15 protein-coding genes and 1 pseudogene are annotated in these 15,338 nt (G+C 39.0%); 7 read left to right on the forward strand and 9 right to left on the reverse strand.

Annotated elements, in window-relative coordinates; genetic code table 11:
- Positions 1 to 115: 115 nt before the first annotated feature.
- The 5 genes from ACM0OR_RS08555 to ACM0OR_RS08575 form a co-directional block, all read right to left on the reverse strand.
- Positions 116 to 517, reverse strand: coding sequence for an endonuclease domain-containing protein (locus tag ACM0OR_RS08555; RefSeq protein WP_414575883.1), 402 nt, complete (start codon positions 515 to 517; stop codon positions 116 to 118).
- Positions 518 to 651: 134 nt separating this feature from the next.
- Positions 652 to 1,371, reverse strand: coding sequence for an MAE_28990/MAE_18760 family HEPN-like nuclease (locus ACM0OR_RS08560; RefSeq protein ID WP_414575884.1), 720 nt, complete (start codon positions 1,369 to 1,371; stop codon positions 652 to 654).
- The gene (locus tag ACM0OR_RS08565; protein WP_414575885.1) at positions 1,368 to 2,462 is read right to left on the reverse strand and encodes a DUF262 domain-containing protein; all 1,095 of its coding nucleotides are present in this window, start codon (positions 2,460 to 2,462) and stop codon (positions 1,368 to 1,370) included. The genes ACM0OR_RS08560 and ACM0OR_RS08565 overlap by 4 nt, the downstream gene beginning before the upstream one ends.
- 209 nt (positions 2,463 to 2,671) lie before the next feature.
- On the reverse strand, positions 2,672 to 5,320 hold the full coding sequence (gene acnB, locus ACM0OR_RS08570; protein ID WP_414575886.1) for a bifunctional aconitate hydratase 2/2-methylisocitrate dehydratase: 2,649 nt from the start codon (positions 5,318 to 5,320) through the stop codon (positions 2,672 to 2,674).
- 253 nt (positions 5,321 to 5,573) lie between these two features.
- Positions 5,574 to 5,969: a hypothetical protein gene (locus tag ACM0OR_RS08575; protein ID WP_414575887.1), complete on the reverse strand. Its 396-nt coding sequence runs from the start codon at positions 5,967 to 5,969 to the stop codon at positions 5,574 to 5,576.
- Between the two features lie 674 nt (positions 5,970 to 6,643).
- On the opposite strand from ACM0OR_RS08575, the gene ACM0OR_RS08580 reads away from it, so the two are divergent.
- A complete protein-coding gene (locus ACM0OR_RS08580) occupies positions 6,644 to 7,027 on the forward strand; it encodes an endonuclease domain-containing protein (protein ID WP_414575888.1) in 384 nt (127 codons plus the stop codon).
- A gap of 191 nt (positions 7,028 to 7,218) precedes the next feature.
- Here ACM0OR_RS08580 and ACM0OR_RS08585 read toward each other — a convergent pair.
- Together ACM0OR_RS08585 and ACM0OR_RS08590 are read right to left on the reverse strand one after the other, a co-directional pair.
- Positions 7,219 to 7,497: pseudogene (locus tag ACM0OR_RS08585) on the reverse strand (four helix bundle protein).
- Between the two features lie 237 nt (positions 7,498 to 7,734).
- Complete coding sequence (locus tag ACM0OR_RS08590) at positions 7,735 to 8,673, reverse strand: GUN4 domain-containing protein (protein WP_414575889.1); 939 nt, start codon at positions 8,671 to 8,673, stop codon at positions 7,735 to 7,737.
- 513 nt (positions 8,674 to 9,186) lie between these two features.
- On the opposite strand from ACM0OR_RS08590, the gene ACM0OR_RS08595 reads away from it, so the two are divergent.
- The 5 genes from ACM0OR_RS08595 to ACM0OR_RS08615 all read left to right on the forward strand — a co-directional run bounded on the left by ACM0OR_RS08595 (position 9,187) and on the right by ACM0OR_RS08615 (position 12,774).
- A complete protein-coding gene (locus ACM0OR_RS08595) occupies positions 9,187 to 9,966 on the forward strand; it encodes a Uma2 family endonuclease (protein WP_414575890.1) in 780 nt (259 codons plus the stop codon).
- A 71-nt stretch (positions 9,967 to 10,037) separates the two neighbouring features.
- Entirely contained in the window at positions 10,038 to 10,352 is a 315-nt protein-coding gene (locus tag ACM0OR_RS08600; protein WP_190698967.1) for a 2Fe-2S iron-sulfur cluster-binding protein, read from the forward strand.
- 184 nt (positions 10,353 to 10,536) lie between these two features.
- Complete coding sequence (locus tag ACM0OR_RS08605) at positions 10,537 to 10,719, forward strand: hypothetical protein (RefSeq protein ID WP_190698970.1); 183 nt, start codon at positions 10,537 to 10,539, stop codon at positions 10,717 to 10,719.
- Between the two features lie 274 nt (positions 10,720 to 10,993).
- Positions 10,994 to 12,061, forward strand: a complete 1,068-nt coding sequence (locus tag ACM0OR_RS08610; protein WP_414575891.1) for a DUF3326 domain-containing protein — start codon at positions 10,994 to 10,996, stop codon at positions 12,059 to 12,061.
- Between the two features lie 131 nt (positions 12,062 to 12,192).
- Positions 12,193 to 12,774 (forward strand): CPBP family intramembrane glutamic endopeptidase, encoded by a 582-nt coding sequence (locus ACM0OR_RS08615; protein WP_190698976.1) that lies wholly within the window; start codon positions 12,193 to 12,195, stop codon positions 12,772 to 12,774.
- Positions 12,775 to 12,799: 25 nt separating this feature from the next.
- On the opposite strand, the gene purN is transcribed toward ACM0OR_RS08615, so the two are convergent.
- Entirely contained in the window at positions 12,800 to 13,441 is a 642-nt protein-coding gene (gene purN / locus ACM0OR_RS08620) for a phosphoribosylglycinamide formyltransferase (protein ID WP_414575892.1), read from the reverse strand.
- Positions 13,442 to 13,531: 90 nt separating this feature from the next.
- Between purN and ACM0OR_RS08625 the strand changes: the two genes are divergently transcribed.
- A complete protein-coding gene (locus ACM0OR_RS08625; RefSeq protein WP_414575893.1) occupies positions 13,532 to 14,416 on the forward strand; it encodes a carbohydrate ABC transporter permease in 885 nt (294 codons plus the stop codon).
- Positions 14,417 to 14,435: 19 nt separating this feature from the next.
- Here ACM0OR_RS08625 and ACM0OR_RS08630 read toward each other — a convergent pair whose 3' ends face one another.
- The gene (locus ACM0OR_RS08630; RefSeq protein WP_414575894.1) at positions 14,436 to 15,209 is read right to left on the reverse strand and encodes an ABC transporter permease; all 774 of its coding nucleotides are present in this window, start codon (positions 15,207 to 15,209) and stop codon (positions 14,436 to 14,438) included.
- Positions 15,210 to 15,338 lie beyond the last annotated feature (129 nt).

The following is a 15,338-nucleotide window of genomic DNA, read 5'->3' on the forward strand; positions in this document are numbered from 1 at the left end:
CATCTAAAGAACGCCTAAATCCGTGAGCAATTACTCGTCTACTCCCAGATATGCAACGGGTAATTTGCAACGGGTAATTGTTCCCCCTTCCCTCGTAGGGAAGGGGGTTAGGGGGTTAGGTCTCTTCACAACAAACCTGATAAATTAGCATCAAAACCCGATCAATTTCCTGCACCACTTCCTCATTTTTAATTCTTAACAAACGCAGCCCTCTAGCTGACAAAACCTTGTCACGTTCTGCATCATATTCAGCTTGTTGTTCGTGAATTTTTCCATCTACCTCTATCACTAATCTAGCAGCGTGACAGTAAAAATCTGCTATGAAACCATCAATAATTTGCTGACGACGAAAGTGTAACCCATGCAAACGATTACCGCAAAGATGTTGCCAAAGTATTTTTTCTGCTGGTGTCATTTGGCGACGAAATTCTTTCGCACGCTGCATTTTTTCTAGGTTTATTATTTGTCCGACAACTATATTGTTAATTTGGTCTTTTCTTGATGTTGGATTATTCATGTATGAATTATGGAAGTTGGTTTTGATTCATACATTATGGCTGACCTCTCCCCCAACCCCTCTCCGACGCGGAGAGGGGAGCTAGATTTTTCACGGTTATCTTGTAGGAAAAAACATTTTTGTTGACTTATAGATTAGTTTTCAAGGTTATTTTTTAAATATTCTTCGTTAGATAAATACAACTCTATATTCTCTAATATTCCTCTTAAATAACATATAACTCTTTTTTGAATTTCCAATAATTCATTAGCAGTAGCGTTTCTACCAACTTCTTCAAATGATTTAAAACCATGTGCTAAATCATTTCTATTAGTTTTAATTGTTAATAAATCACTTCCATCTCTAGTTTTTAGATGATTAGTTTGGGATGAAAAACCGTAGATTTTTGCTGTGTTTCTTATTTCTTTTGCATCTACATTACCTGAAAATAGTCTTTTTTTATTCTCTTTTTTAACAAGAGCATCAAATGTAACTGATATGATATCAATTGAAATATTTTGAAGACCTAATAAAAGAGCATCTGTAGATTGTACATCTTTATCTCTAACATGATTAATAATGATTTTTTTGATTTCTTCTCTAACTGCGTCGAAAGAAACTCTTTGAGTTTTTAATTCATCAAAAATTGTTTCAATTCCATTACGCATTGTTGCTTCAACTAGGTTGTAGAGTAATAAATATCCTGTTGCTTTAATAGTTTTTTCTAAATCATTATTGATTGGTTTGGTTTTAATCTTGTTAGCATTACCCATACTTAATAAAATTGAACCTTGCTCTAGGTTTTTCAAGAATAAAAAGTATCTACTAACTTCTTGAGCGCGTTTATCAAAATTTTGAAATAATATACTTTTCATGAATTAACTAAAAGCTGATCACGAACATATTCAATCCGACTAATAACTTTGTTTTGAGAACTACTAGCATCAGATTTTGTTAATTTTTTAAATTCTTCACAATCTAAAAAATTAGTAGATTTTAGTATTAATGTATGATTTTCTCTTAATGCTAGAACGACTCCTACTGTAATAGATTCAAACTTAATTCTAGTTGTAGGTTCGTAGCGATCCTTGCTCTTTACGTAAGTATGCAAAGCATCTGGCAAATATTTTCCAACAAAATTCAGCATTGAATAAAATTCATCTTTATACGCATTAATATCTAAGGCTTTCGATTCATTTTCTTGTTTTAAATAATCATCTAAAAATTTATGAATATTACTTTTACCAGGATAGTTTTTATAATTATTGAGGAATGCAAAAAAACGTAACACAAATTCCTGCGGATCTCTCTTATTTATTTCAATTTCAGTAAAAGAACATAAATCACGAAATTTTTGCTCTGTTGACAATTCCTCAATTAAATCAAGAAACTTTCCTGGTTGAGATCCTCTTCGTTTCTCCATTTCATTCAATTCAACACTACCACTATTAATTCTTTCAAAAAGATCCCTTCTGATTTCTTCGTCTGCTGCTTCTGTTAGTTGAATCATTCTCATCGTGGTTCTATTAAAACGCCTTTGACGTGGTAGCGGTAAATCTCGAAAAGTAAACCCGTTCAGATTTTTTAGTTTTTTAAGATTTTTTAATTTTAGTTCGTTGTTAATAAACTTGGCTAAAGTACGAATACGTTGCGTTCCATCTATAATTTCTAAACGGGCTAAATCGTCTGAGCCTGATATATCAGCAACAAAAATAGAAGGGATTGGTAAACCTAACATTACAGACTCTATAAATTTTGATTGTCTATCTTCATCCCAAGACATTTCTCTTTGATAATCTGGAATAAATAATTCGTTTTCTTCTTCATCTATTCCTGTTAAATATTTCTCAACAATCACTTCTATGGGATATTCTAAGGTGTTGTAGTCAACACGCTTTGTTTTTTCCCGAATTTCTGCTTCAGCATTTTCTTTACGTTCATCTGTAATTTCTAATTGAAAAGTCATAGTTGATAATTTATTTTTGTTAATGTTTACCGTTAAAAATGTCTGTATTACGCCAAGTAATATGAATACATTTTACTCCTAAATTAAGTTAAAGCGGTTGAAAGTGTAAATTGTATCACAGTCTAAAGTTTATAACTCATTTGAAATACCGCAAATAAAATGTTACTTATACAGTGAAGGTGAGCCATGAAGACTCACCCTAAATTAAACTATACCAACAAAGCCTGCTCCTCTTGAGAAATCACTCGCCCTTCATCCTCAAAACCGGCGATTTGATCAAAGTTCAAATAGCGATATAAATTCTCAGCAAAAGGATGAATCTTACTCGCCACAATATCAAGATATTCCTGCACTGAGGGAATGCGTCCAAACAAAGCACAAACTGCGGCTAATTCGGCAGAACCTAAATACACTCTCGCACCTTTACCCATGCGATTATTGAAGTTGCGGGTAGAGGTAGAAAATACAGTTGTGCCATCAGCAACTCTTGCCTGATTTCCCATACATAAACTGCATCCAGGCATCTCTGTTCTTGCACCAGCCGCACCAAAAACGCTGTATACGCCTTCTTCTTTTAACTGGTGTTCATCCATGCGGGTGGGTGGTGCTATCCACAGGCGAGTTTTAACTTCCCCTGCACCTTCCAAAACTTTCGCTGTTGCTCGATAATGACCGATATTTGTCATACAAGAACCAACAAATACTTCTTGTACTGGATCATTAGCAACTTCCGATAATAACTTAACATTATCGGGGTCATTTGGTGCAGCCACAATTGGTTCTTTGATTTCGTTCAAATCAATTTCAATGATTGCGGCATACTCTGCATCTGTGTCAGCTTCAAGTAACACAGGATTTGCTAACCACTCTTCCATTTTGGCGACGCGGCGCATGATAGTACGCGCGTCTTGATAACCTCTGGCTACCATATTTTTGAATAGGGCAATGTTAGAACGCAGATATTCCGAAACTGTTTCTACACTCAGTTTAATGGTGCAGCCTGCACAAGAACGTTCGGCGGAAGCATCTGTCAGTTCAAAGGCTTGTTCTACTTTCAAATCTGGTAAGCCTTCCATTTCCAAGATTTTGCCGGAGAAGATGTTTTTCTTGTTCTCTTTCTCGACAGTTAGTAACCCTTGTTGCATGGCGACGTAAGGAATGGCGTTGACAATATCTCTTAAGGTGATACCGGGTTGCAATTCCCCTTTGAATCTGACTAATACTGATTCTGGCATATCTAAGGGCATGACACCCAACGCACCAGCAAAGGCGACTAACCCAGAACCGGCGGGGAAGGATATTCCCAAGGGGAAGCGGGTGTGAGAGTCGCCACCTGTGCCTACGGTGTCGGGTAACAGCATCCGGTTGAGCCAAGAGTGAATGATACCATCACCGGGACGCAAGGCGACACCACCACGGGAGGAAAAGAAATCGGGTAAGTCGTGGTGGGTTTTGATGTCTACGGGTTTGGGATAGGCGGCGGTGTGACAGAAACTCTGCATGACTAAGTCTGCACTGAAACCGAGACAAGCGAGTTCTTTGAGTTCGTCGCGGGTCATGGGGCCGGTGGTATCCTGAGAACCAACGGTAGTCATGATGGGTTCGCAGGATGTACCGGGACGCACACCAGGTAAACCGCAAGCTTTACCGACCATTTTTTGGGCGAGGGTGTAGCCTTTACCTGTATCGCTTGGTTGGTAGGGACGGATGAAGACGGTGCTGGGTTCTAAACCTAATGCTTGGCGGGTTTTGTCGGTGAGGGTACGTCCAATAAGTAGGGGGATGCGTCCACCGGCGCGGACTTCATCGAGGATGGTGTCTGGTTTGAGGCTGAAGGTAGAAATGACTTCGCCATCTTCGTTGGTAATTTCACCTTTGTAGGGATGGATGGTAATTACCATGCCGGTTTCGAGTTTGGTGACATCGCACTGAATAGGCAAAGCACCGGCATCTTCTGCTGTATTGAAAAAGATAGGCGCGATCGCACTACCTAAAATATAACCCCCAGCGCGTTTGTTGGGAACATAGGGTATGTCTTGCCCCATATGCCATAAAACAGAGTTAATCGCTGATTTCCGGGAAGAACCAGTACCCACCACATCCCCGACATAAGCCACAGGATGTCCTTTTTTCTTCAACTCAACAATGGTTTCTAAGCTTCCTGGTTGCCGTGACTCTAGCATTGCTAAAGCGTGGAGGGGAATATCTGGGCGGGTGGTGGCGTGGGTGGCTGGGGATAAATCATCGGTGTTGGTTTCCCCAGGAACTTTAAAAACAGTGACGTTAATATATTCTGGTAGCTGGGGACGAACTGTAAACCACTCTGCTTCTGCCCAGGAATTAACTACCTGCTTGGCATAGGGATTGATTTTAGCTAATTCCAACACATCATGAAAAGCATCATACACCAGTAATGTTTTGCTGAGAGCAGTAGCGGCGGCGGCGGCGATTGGTTCTTTACCTTCCCCTCCCATCACCAAAGGGGTATCAGCTTCTGATGATTTGGTAGATAATTTTAGTAACTCAATTAAAGACTGTACATTGTAACCACCTACCATTGTGCCTAGTAATTCCACTGCTTCAATCGAGGAAATTAAGGGGCTGGTGATTTCGCCTTTAGCAATACCTGTGAGGAATCCAGCTTTCACATAAGCAGCTGCATCTACGCCGGGGGGTATGCGTTCACGAAGTGTGGGCAAAGCCCAATCGCGCAATAAATGTAATAATGTATCTTCTTCACCCTGGGGCGGATTTTTCAGTAATTCACACAATTCTGTGGTTTGCTGTGCATCTAACGGTAAGGGCGGAATACCAAGGGTTGCCCTTTCAGCAACGTGTTGACGATATTTTTCTAACATTTTGTGTTCTCTCTTTATATGTTCTTACCTTAATTATGAAGTATTTTTAGACAAAACTTAGCTATCAAAGTTTACCCGATTTTCTGTCTAAAAGCCTTACTGGTAATCGCTTAGGAGATTTTTTATTTTATACTTAAAGTATAGTTTTGATGCCAAATATCCACTGACGATATTTTAATTACCTACACAGCTATGGGCAGAATATATCCTGCCCCATAATAATATATATTCCACTCAATTGGGAACTGTTATACTAAGCGGTCATAGCAGTTTCATTTGATGTTTTATCTGTATGAGATTTCAAGCGCGTCAATCTGCTTTTACGGATACGTTCACTATCTCGAACTCCGCCTGCAAGTTCATATTCACTACTGTTTTTACCATACTTGAAACCAACTCCCATCAGCATTTTATCTGAAACCTGACTTAAGTTTTTTTCCATGTCATCTAGCTTCTTTTTAGAAGAGTCTATCATTGCTATAGCAGCATTATAATCATCAAGCATATTGTGAAATCTATCGATTAATTGCGTCAGGTTTTGCAAATTGCAAGTATCATCTAAATTGAGATTTGGATCAATTGCTTTCAATCCGGCAACTCTAAACTCTGCTTTTTCTAGAATCCGGGAACTACGCTTTTTTCTAGCCATAAATTTACAGTTTTAAAAACTTTACAAAACTATTTTGGCTTAATTCAGCTAGATTATAGTTCAGCAAAATTCACATTTTATTTTGCCAATTATTTTATTTATGTCCGTGATTTCTCGGAATTGCTTCAATACATCGCCTTTTTAGTGCAGAGTTAAGAGCGATCGTTTTAATCTTAAGGCTTAATGTTCTAGTTTTAAGGCTTAATGTTATAACCTCAAGGCTTAATATTATATGTTTAAGACTTAATATTGTAAGTCTAAGGCTTAATGCTGTAACTTCAAGGCTTTATGTTGTAACCTTAAGCTTTAACATTTTAATATTGACGACTAAAGTTTATTAGTGAGTGCATTAGAGGATGTTTGAAAAGTCTTTAACGATGTATCAAATCAGTTGAGATCCCCCTAAATTCCCCTTTTTAAGGGGGACTTTGATTTTGATTTTGATTCTCCCCTTTTTAAATGGGGTTAGCTCTATATGAAAAACCCAATAGATAAAGTTCGTTAATTTAATTCCTATTCCCCCCTTTTTAAGGTGTTGAGACTTTGATTCTTATTCCCCCCTTTTTAAGGGGGGTTAGGGGGGATCTGAATATACTTAAAATCACAGCCAGACACTTTTCCAAGCATCTCTAATATTATTTCAGACTTTTTCAAGAAATTTAGACACAGAAACTATGACAAATAATCTTAATAGTAGCAATTTCCATTTACCTTACAATCCAAAGCTTGTAGAAAGAGCAAAAGAACTTCGTAAAAACATGACACTAGCAGAAAAAAAGCTGTGGTATAAGTATCTGAGAGATTTTCAATTTCGGATTTTCAGGCAACGACCAATTGATCACTTTATAGTAGATTTTTATTGTCCTACTTTACAAGTAGTGATTGAAATTGATGGGGATAGCCATTTTACAGATGAAGGTCAAGACTATGACTTAGAGAGAACAAGAATTTTAGAAGGATATGGTTTAAAGATTATTAGGTTTACAAATAGTCAAGTTTTACATCAGTTTGATAGTGTTTGTGAGGAGATACAAGGTTTAGTTACCTCTAAACCCTAAAAGGTTGTTTGAAAAGTGGTTGGCTGTGACTTTAGGTACATTTAGATCCCCCCTAAACCCCCTTAAAAAGGGGGGAACTAGGATCAAAGTCCCCCTTAAAAAGGGGGATTTAGGGAGATCAAATAACTTGTGTGTACACCATAGCAATCTTGTTCATAGCTCGCCCAAAACGCAATTTACAATCAGGTTTCTCATACCATATCACGATACATTTCTTTGGTTTCTTGCAGAAGAGGTTCAAATTTATTTTTTTCAACTAATTCTGACTCGATTAATATTTCTAGCCAATATTCAGTTTATCTTTCTTCCTTAAGTGCAATCTCTAATTTGTGAAGACAATCTTTATCGGATTGAGCAGATTGAGCTTCTCTGACATTTGCATCAATGGAAGTACCGCTACGTAGCATTTGTTTTGATAATGTTCGACAAACTCCAGGTTTTTCATCTAGGAAACTGCAAGCTTTAACTATCCTGCTAAGGCTTTTGTTCTCTAGCTAATACCAATATTTTGATTCATACATTTCAATCTGAGTTGATAACATTTTTCCTCAAATTAAATGTCATTTACTTTAATTTAGAAAATTGCGAATTGCGAATTGCGAATTGCAAACTGCAACCGTGCCAGGTATCAGAATTATAAAATTTTGATTCTACCGTGAATTTGGGGCTTGTAATAAATCTTTAGAAATATCTGAAAGCCTTAAATGTTACAGTTTACAAGTCTCGATGCGAGAGAAGAGTACAACCCCAATCCAACCCTTCACACACATAAAAGGGAGGTGTCCTCTCCTCAGGGAAGAGGTAGTTACTTCAGAATAAGATATCCAACTATTATTCACTCTCCATCCTACGTAATCGCCAAACTTTCTCCAGGTTTCTGAGTCATACTTACCGTCAGCTTTACCGCCAACGCTCAAGTATATTTCCTTTTGGACACTGAAGCCAAAATGTCCATTGCTGTATTTCACCCACAGTCTGTCTATTGTGCGTAAGTCAGTGCAAGGAAAATTTAAGAGTCCGTCTTTGTCAAAGTAGTCGCCTTCTTTTTTCCCTACAGCCTGAATCATCACTCGATAAGTTTCCTCATCGGCTTCCTTCCAGTTTTTTGCTGCTAGTAAGTCGCGCAGTCTGGTGTAGTTTATGCCTTTTTCTGAGGCTAGGTCATCTGTTTCAGGTTCAGGGGTTTTTGGTGGTGTCGGCTGATTTATGGGTGTTATCCTTGGCTTTTTCCCCGTAATACCCCATACTAATCTTATCCAAGGGTTTGTATAAATACGGCTTTGTGAACGAAAATCAACCCAGGTTCTCCCAGCCAAGAAAAGAGGTAATTCTGGCTGTTGTGAAGCATTAGGAAGTAATACAGGAATTACAGGACACCTGCGGCGATTAAATTCACGTAAAAAGCCGTGTATTTCTTCTTCTTGCCAAGGGCCTATACCACTTTGACCTATAAAAACTGCTGCTGACTGAATGTTTTTAATTTGTCTTTCTAGTTCTGGTTGCCAGGGAAGACCAGGTTGTAGTTCCCATTCATCCAGCCACGGTTTAATTTGATATTCAGCTTGTAATTTATGGGCTACTTCTATTACTGTTTCCTTATCTTCACCCTTGTGGCAAAGGAAAACATCAAACTCAAATTTGTCCATTGATTTTGATTACTCTTTCACACCTGTAATAATTGCCAACGCTTTATGATGCTGTCCTTAGCAGCTTTTACCTAACTCACTTCAGAACTTGGCGGATGATTGTCAATCACTCTGCTGATGTTGTTTAGAACTTATGCTACAAGGTCAGATTGCTTCCCAAGCCAGCGAACCAATGCCAAACGGCAGACTGACAGATACATTCTTTAAGGAAACGCGATCGCGAAGTGTAGGCAAAGCATAATCGCGCATAATTATTTATAATTAAGCAAATTTAACTAATTATCTGTGATTATTATAGTGATTGATGAAACTCTTTTACCAAAGCATTTTCAGGATGTGCTGGTAAAATGCGATCATTAATGTAGGGTAAACAATTTCGTAGTGAGGACTTTAGTCCTGAAATTGAGGGCTAAAGCCCTCACTACAAACTGTCATTATCAATCAGCGAGATTATGATATTTATAACACCTGTGCATCTAATCCTCGCATATCACCCTTAGCCCCAATTAAGTCATGTCAGTCGCCCAAAATTTACAACCAGTAGCAGGTATAATATTTCCACCAGGAGATATTGAAAGTGACCAACCAATAGAAGATATAATATTTCCGCCAGGAGATATTGAAAGTCACGAACCACCATTGGAAAGCGATTTACATCTACGCCAAATTATTCTGTTATTACAATGCTTAGAATTGTGGTGGCAAAACCGCAATGATTTTTATGCTGCGGGAAATTTGACAATATACTATAGCCAACGTCAACTTAAATCAGAAGAATTTCGCGGCCCTGATTTTTTTGTCGTGCGAGGATGTGAAAAGAAACCGCGCAAAAGTTGGGTAATCTGGCAAGAAGACGGTAAGTATCCCAATATTATTGTTGAGTTACTGTCACCTTCTACAAAAGCCACAGATAAAAGCTTGAAAAAGCAAATCTATCAAGATATCTTTCGCACACCGGAATATTTTTGGTTTGACCCAAATAATTTAGAATTTGTCGGTTTTCATTTAGTAGATGCTCATTACCAACCTATAGAACCAAATCCCCAAGGTTGGTTATGGAGTCAGCAGTTAGATTTATATTTGGGTGTACAGAATAATCAATTACGCTATTTTACGGCACAAGGGGAGTTAGTGCCGACACCGGAAGAACTAGCAGCACAGGAAAAACGGCGTGCAGACGAAGAAAAGCAACGCGCAGAGGAAGAAAAACAGCGTGCTGAACAGGAAAAGCAACGTGCTGAACGCCTAGCTGCTAAGTTGCGGGAGTTAAATATTGACCCGGATATTCTATAAAATTATTGAGCGATGTTTTCAACAATTCAGATATAATAATGAGTTTGTCTATAGCACTCATTTTTTAGCATATGTCTACAACTTACACCGTTGAGATTCTCCACCAAGGCAAAACCCACACATTACAAGTTCCTGAAGATAAAACTATCTTATCAGTTGCCGATGAGCTAGGGCTAGATTTACCCAGTTCTTGCCATGCTGGTGTCTGTACAACTTGTGCAGGACAAATTATAAGCGGAACAGTAGACCAAGCTGACGGGATGGGAGTTAGCCCCGATTTGCAAAAAGAAGGCTACGTATTGCTGTGTGTGGCTTATCCCCGTTCTGATGTAAAAGTTGAGACAGAAAAAGAAGAAGTAGTTTATCAGAAGCAATTCGGTAAATAACCCCAAAAGATTAATGTTAGTAATTGGTAAATTTTTGCTGTCAGGATTTATGGCAGAAAACACAAATTGCTGATAGTGATTATTACCAATTACTGTTGATAATCAATAGGATAGATAAAATCAGTATTTAGCTCTGGCTGAGATCGGTTATTCTAGAATTTACAAATCAACCGGATAGACAGCGATGACAACCCATTTCATTACCGCAGAAATCGACCTTCAAGAAACACCTACAGAGTTACAACAAGTGATTGAAGCTGAGTTGCAAAAACAGGGCGAACCGCTAAGATGGGCGATTACTGCTGTAGACGCTGATAAAGAAAAGGCGACTGTAGAAGCTGTAGTGACTACAGTTAGTGCTGAGTAAATAAAAGTATGAAAGGATGATGGTGGATCTAGGTTTGTAGTAAGGACTTTACGCCGTGTACAACTTTCTCTCAAACCTAACCCCCAACCCCTTCCCTTGTAGGGAAGGGGAGAAAGATTTAAAGCCTCTCTCCTTGTAGGGGAGAGGTTTGGAGAGGGGTTTCAAAAATAAGTTGCACATCGCGTGACTTTAGTCCTGAATATTCCTAGCACTAAAGTGCTTACTACAGACTTATCACAGCTTTTGCGCTAGACCATGCACTCAGCACTTAAATATGAACCGTCCTTACACTGCTATTCTTATAGTCCCAACTGGTGTTGGTGCAGCCATTGGTGGCTATGCGGGGGATGCTATACCCGTTGCTAGATTAATAGCACAGGTTTGCGATCGCCTGATCACTCACCCCAATGTTCTTAATGGTGCTAGTTTGTACTGGAATATCCCCAATGCTTTCTATGTGGAAGGTTACGGACTGGACAAATTCGCTGCCGGATTGTGGGGTTTGCGTCCTGTACGTAATAACAAAATAGGTTTACTTTTAGACCAGGGAATTGAGCCAGACTTAAGGTTGCGACACCTGCAAGCAGCCGATGCAGCGAAGGCTACCCTGGGTTTAACTTTAACAGGTTATGTAATTACAGATGCCCCATTAAACGTAGAATTACGGACTGCACCATCGGGTACGAGTTGGGGAACAATTGGCAACCCAGATAGTTTATTGCGGGGTGCGGAAACATTAATTAAGAAAGCAGGAGCAGAAGCGATCGCAGTTGTTGCCCGTTTCCCCGATAATATGGATGAGGAAGCAGCGCAAAACTATCGCCTAGGTCAAGGCGTAGACTCAATTGCAGGTGCAGAAGCTGTAATTAGCCATTTAATAGTCAGAACATTTCAAATTCCTTGCGCTCATGCACCAGCCTTAGCGGCTGAACCTCCCGCGCCAAATTTATCGCCGCGATCGGCTGCGGAAGAATTAGGTTATACTTTTTTACCGAGCGTACTCGTAGGATTAAGTCGCGCCCCACAATTTATCTTAGAAAAGGGATTAACTACATCCCTCCAAACAGATATTTGGGCAGAACAAGTAGATGCCATAATTATGCCAGCCACTGCCTGTGGTAGTAGTGCATTACTCAGCTTGAGCCAAAAGTCATGCCAAATCATTACAGTAGAGGAAAATCAAACTCAAATCAAAGTCCCATCCCAATCATTGGGGATAAAATCTATACAAGTAAACTCATATTTAGAAGCAGTAGGTCTATTAGTAGCCCATAAAGCAGGTATTAACCCAACTTCTCTAATTCCTAAAATATATCCTTTATCAATAATCAATAGTCAATAGTCATTGGGCATGGGCTATATAATCTATCTTGTCTACCTTCCAGGAGTTCTTCACTGCGTGACGCTAACGCGAACTACCGAGGAGTATAATTTTGAATTTTGAATTGATTTGTCCCTAATCCCTAAACAACCGTGGTAGAACAACACAAACAAGAACCAGAAACTCCATACTTGACACGAACCCAAGTGCTAGTGGCGATGGGAGTCACTGCAATTCTGTTGTGGATAGTCGCTAGGCTGTGGTTACGCTTCGGTAACTTTTTATTATTTGAATGGCACTGGTATCCTAGGGATTTTCTCTTAGGAATAGGTGTAGGGTTATTCATCACAGCTATAAGTGGCATAGCTTATCGTTTGTGGCTACCATACCGCAAAAGTGCGGATTATTACTTGGAATTAGTGCTGAAACCTTTAATTTGGCCTGACTTAATTTGGTTAGGTTTGTTACCAGGACTGAGTGAAGAATTATTATTTCGCGGTGTCATGTTACCCGCGTTAGGACTAGATCATCTAGCAGTAATTGGCTCTAGTGTCTGCTTTGGAATTTTGCATCTTAGCGGCCCGCAACAATGGCCTTATGTGATTTGGGCAACCATTATTGGAATAATTCTAGGATACAGCGCACTTTGGAGTGGTAATTTACTCGTGCCAATTGTCGCTCACATTATGACCAATTGGATTTCTAGCTGCTTATGGAAGATTCAGCAACCATAAGCAATTCTTCACGACGAATTACGAATTACTTTCGTGCTGCTAGTGCGATCGCCTGTGGTAGTATTCTATGCTCTTGAACTTGAATCCTAGCGTGTAGTGTTTCAGCCGTGTCATCTGGTAAGATTGGCACGGCAGCTTGCATCAAAATTTCGCCGCTATCTACTTCTAAACAAACTAGATGCACTGTGCAGCCAGTGATTTTTACCCCAGATTGTAAGGCTTGTTCTACAGCGTGAATACCTTTGAAGCTAGGCAATAAACTGGGGTGAATATTAATAATTCTGTTGGGAAAGGCATCAATAAATACGGATGTGACCACGCGCATCCAACCAGCTAGAATCACCCAATCTACATCATATTGCCGCAAGGTATTGACAATTTCTTGGTCAAATAATTCACGATTTTTATATTCACGATGATTCAAAAGAACAGTTTCTATACCTCTATTAGCTGCTCTATTAGCTGCTTTAGCTGAGGGATTATTGTAAATTAAAACTTGAATTTGGGCGTTGAGTTGCTTGTCTTCAATAGCTTGAGCAACTGCTTCAAAATTACTGCCACTACCAGAAGCCATAATCCCCAGTTTTAAAGGAGCTACTTCAGTCAGTTGATGAGTTTTAACATTAGGAGAAACAAGGCTAGAGGTAAAATCAGGGCGGAGGGTCATAAGCAATTCAAAATTCAAAATTCAAAATTCAAAATTCAAAGTTACAAAGATATAAATAGATTAACTGAATAACCAAGAGGAAAATTATCAATGCAAAAAAAATCTGCTCAGTCATGGTTAGATAATGATACATTCGCCGCCTGGACTTTTCTCACACCTGCGCTAATTTTATTAGGTTTATTTGTTATTTGGCCGATTGCCTATTTGTGTTACCTCAGCTTTACGGCTGGTAGTTTCACTTCTACAGGTACTTATTGGATAGGGTTGAAAAACTATTGGCGTTTAATCCTCAACCCCGATTTTTGGCAAGTTCTGGGGAATACCGTTTATTTTACTGTTGCTACTTTAATTCCTAGTTTAATTATCCCCATAGGTCTAGCAGTATTGTTAAATCGCTCCATAGCTCTACGGGGTTTTCTGCGGAGTGCGTATTTTTTACCTTCTATTACTTCTTTAGTCGCGGCTGGGTTAGGATTTCGGTGGTTATTTCAATCCACTGGCCCTGCCAACGGATTTTTAAGTTTGTTTGGTATTCCTGCTATTTCTTGGCTAGGAGATACATTTTGGGCAATGCCTGTATTAATTGTTTTGAGTGTCTGGAAACAACTCGGTTTTAATATGGTCGTGTTTTTAGCAGGCTTGCAAGCCATTCCCTCCAGTCGCTACGAAGCAGCAGAACTAGACGGTGCTAATGGATGGCAACAATTTTGGTACGTTACCTTACCAGGGTTACGCCCGACTGTAATTTTTGCCACAATTACGACTGCTATTTTTACCTTGCGGAGTTTCGAGCAAGTATATGTAGTTACAGGTGGTGGTCCGCTAAATACTACTAATTTGCTAGTTTACTACATTTATCAAGAGGCTTTTGGGCAATTTGATTTTGGTTACGCCGCCGCCGCCGCTACAGTGTTGTTAGCTTTCACGCTTATATTGGTCTATCTGCAATTACAAAGTTGGGGTGAGGAATCTTGAGGGAGACAGAAGGTAATATTTAAAATTCTCGGCGTGAGAAGATAAAAATAGCGATCGCCAATAAAAAGGTAATGTAGATTAAACCATAAACTGCATTACCAAGCAATGTAGCCATATCTGGTATTGCTTGCAAACCATAAACAGCATCATTTTTTAAATCTAGTCGAGATAAATCTGGCAATATTAGATATAGTCCCTGACTGATACGTTCCATTACTGGGTTGCGACTCATCCGGCTCAATTGGACTAAATTTTGAGTAATATTACCCATTAAATACACGGCAAATGTTAAAGCTACAGCTAATAAAGAACTAGTAAATACACCAAAAGTTATTGCTACAGCATTGATTACAGCTAATTGCAAGCATAAAAATAGTGATGCAATTAAAATACTGGCTATTGAGTAGGGAACATTTCCAAACTGCAAAAATAGCAAGTAAATAGCTGTCATACTAGCAATTAAGACAGTCAAGACAGATGATAAACCTAGAAATTTACCAGTGATAAATTCCCCACGGCTAACAGGTTTAGCAATTAATAATAATATGGTGCGTTTTTCAATTTCTTTATTAACCAGTCCTGTACCAATAAACACAGCAACAATTACACTCATTGCACTCATTGCAGCTATCCCAAAGTCTAAAAACATTTTGTCTTCGGTACTAGCTGCATATTCCGGTAAGGCGCGGTTAGCCACAGCCAAGATTAAAGCATAAAAACCAATAATATACAGAATGCGATCGCGTACCACTTCCTGAAATACATTCTTTGCAATTACTAAAATTTTGGTCATAATCACTACTCCACACTCCTAACTCACTACTCCACACTCACTACTCCACACTCCTAACTCACTACTCCACACTCACTACTCATTACTCATTACTCATTACTCATTACTCATTACTCATTACTCATTACT

This window comes from Anabaena sp. CCY 9402-a, assembly GCF_963920945.1.
Lineage (GTDB): Bacteria > Cyanobacteriota > Cyanobacteriia > Cyanobacteriales > Nostocaceae > Trichormus > Trichormus minutissimus.

Excerpts from the sequence above, each read along its gene's own strand:
- ACM0OR_RS08555 (WP_414575883.1), bottom strand. The coding sequence starts at position 517 with ATGAATAATCCAACATCAAGAAAAGACCAAATTAACAATATAGTTGTC.
- ACM0OR_RS08560 (WP_414575884.1), bottom strand. The coding sequence starts at position 1,371 with ATGAAAAGTATATTATTTCAAAATTTTGATAAACGCGCTCAAGAAGTT.
- ACM0OR_RS08565 (WP_414575885.1), bottom strand. The coding sequence starts at position 2,462 with ATGACTTTTCAATTAGAAATTACAGATGAACGTAAAGAAAATGCTGAA.
- acnB (WP_414575886.1), bottom strand. The coding sequence starts at position 5,320 with ATGTTAGAAAAATATCGTCAACACGTTGCTGAAAGGGCAACCCTTGGT.
- ACM0OR_RS08575 (WP_414575887.1), bottom strand. The coding sequence starts at position 5,969 with ATGGCTAGAAAAAAGCGTAGTTCCCGGATTCTAGAAAAAGCAGAGTTT.
- ACM0OR_RS08580 (WP_414575888.1), top strand. The coding sequence starts at position 6,644 with ATGACAAATAATCTTAATAGTAGCAATTTCCATTTACCTTACAATCCA.
- ACM0OR_RS08590 (WP_414575889.1), bottom strand. The coding sequence starts at position 8,673 with ATGGACAAATTTGAGTTTGATGTTTTCCTTTGCCACAAGGGTGAAGAT.
- ACM0OR_RS08595 (WP_414575890.1), top strand. The coding sequence starts at position 9,187 with ATGTCAGTCGCCCAAAATTTACAACCAGTAGCAGGTATAATATTTCCA.
- ACM0OR_RS08600 (WP_190698967.1), top strand. The coding sequence starts at position 10,038 with ATGTCTACAACTTACACCGTTGAGATTCTCCACCAAGGCAAAACCCAC.
- ACM0OR_RS08605 (WP_190698970.1), top strand. The coding sequence starts at position 10,537 with ATGACAACCCATTTCATTACCGCAGAAATCGACCTTCAAGAAACACCT.
- ACM0OR_RS08610 (WP_414575891.1), top strand. The coding sequence starts at position 10,994 with ATGAACCGTCCTTACACTGCTATTCTTATAGTCCCAACTGGTGTTGGT.
- purN (WP_414575892.1), bottom strand. The coding sequence starts at position 13,441 with ATGACCCTCCGCCCTGATTTTACCTCTAGCCTTGTTTCTCCTAATGTT.
- ACM0OR_RS08625 (WP_414575893.1), top strand. The coding sequence starts at position 13,532 with ATGCAAAAAAAATCTGCTCAGTCATGGTTAGATAATGATACATTCGCC.
- ACM0OR_RS08630 (WP_414575894.1), bottom strand. The coding sequence starts at position 15,209 with ATGACCAAAATTTTAGTAATTGCAAAGAATGTATTTCAGGAAGTGGTA.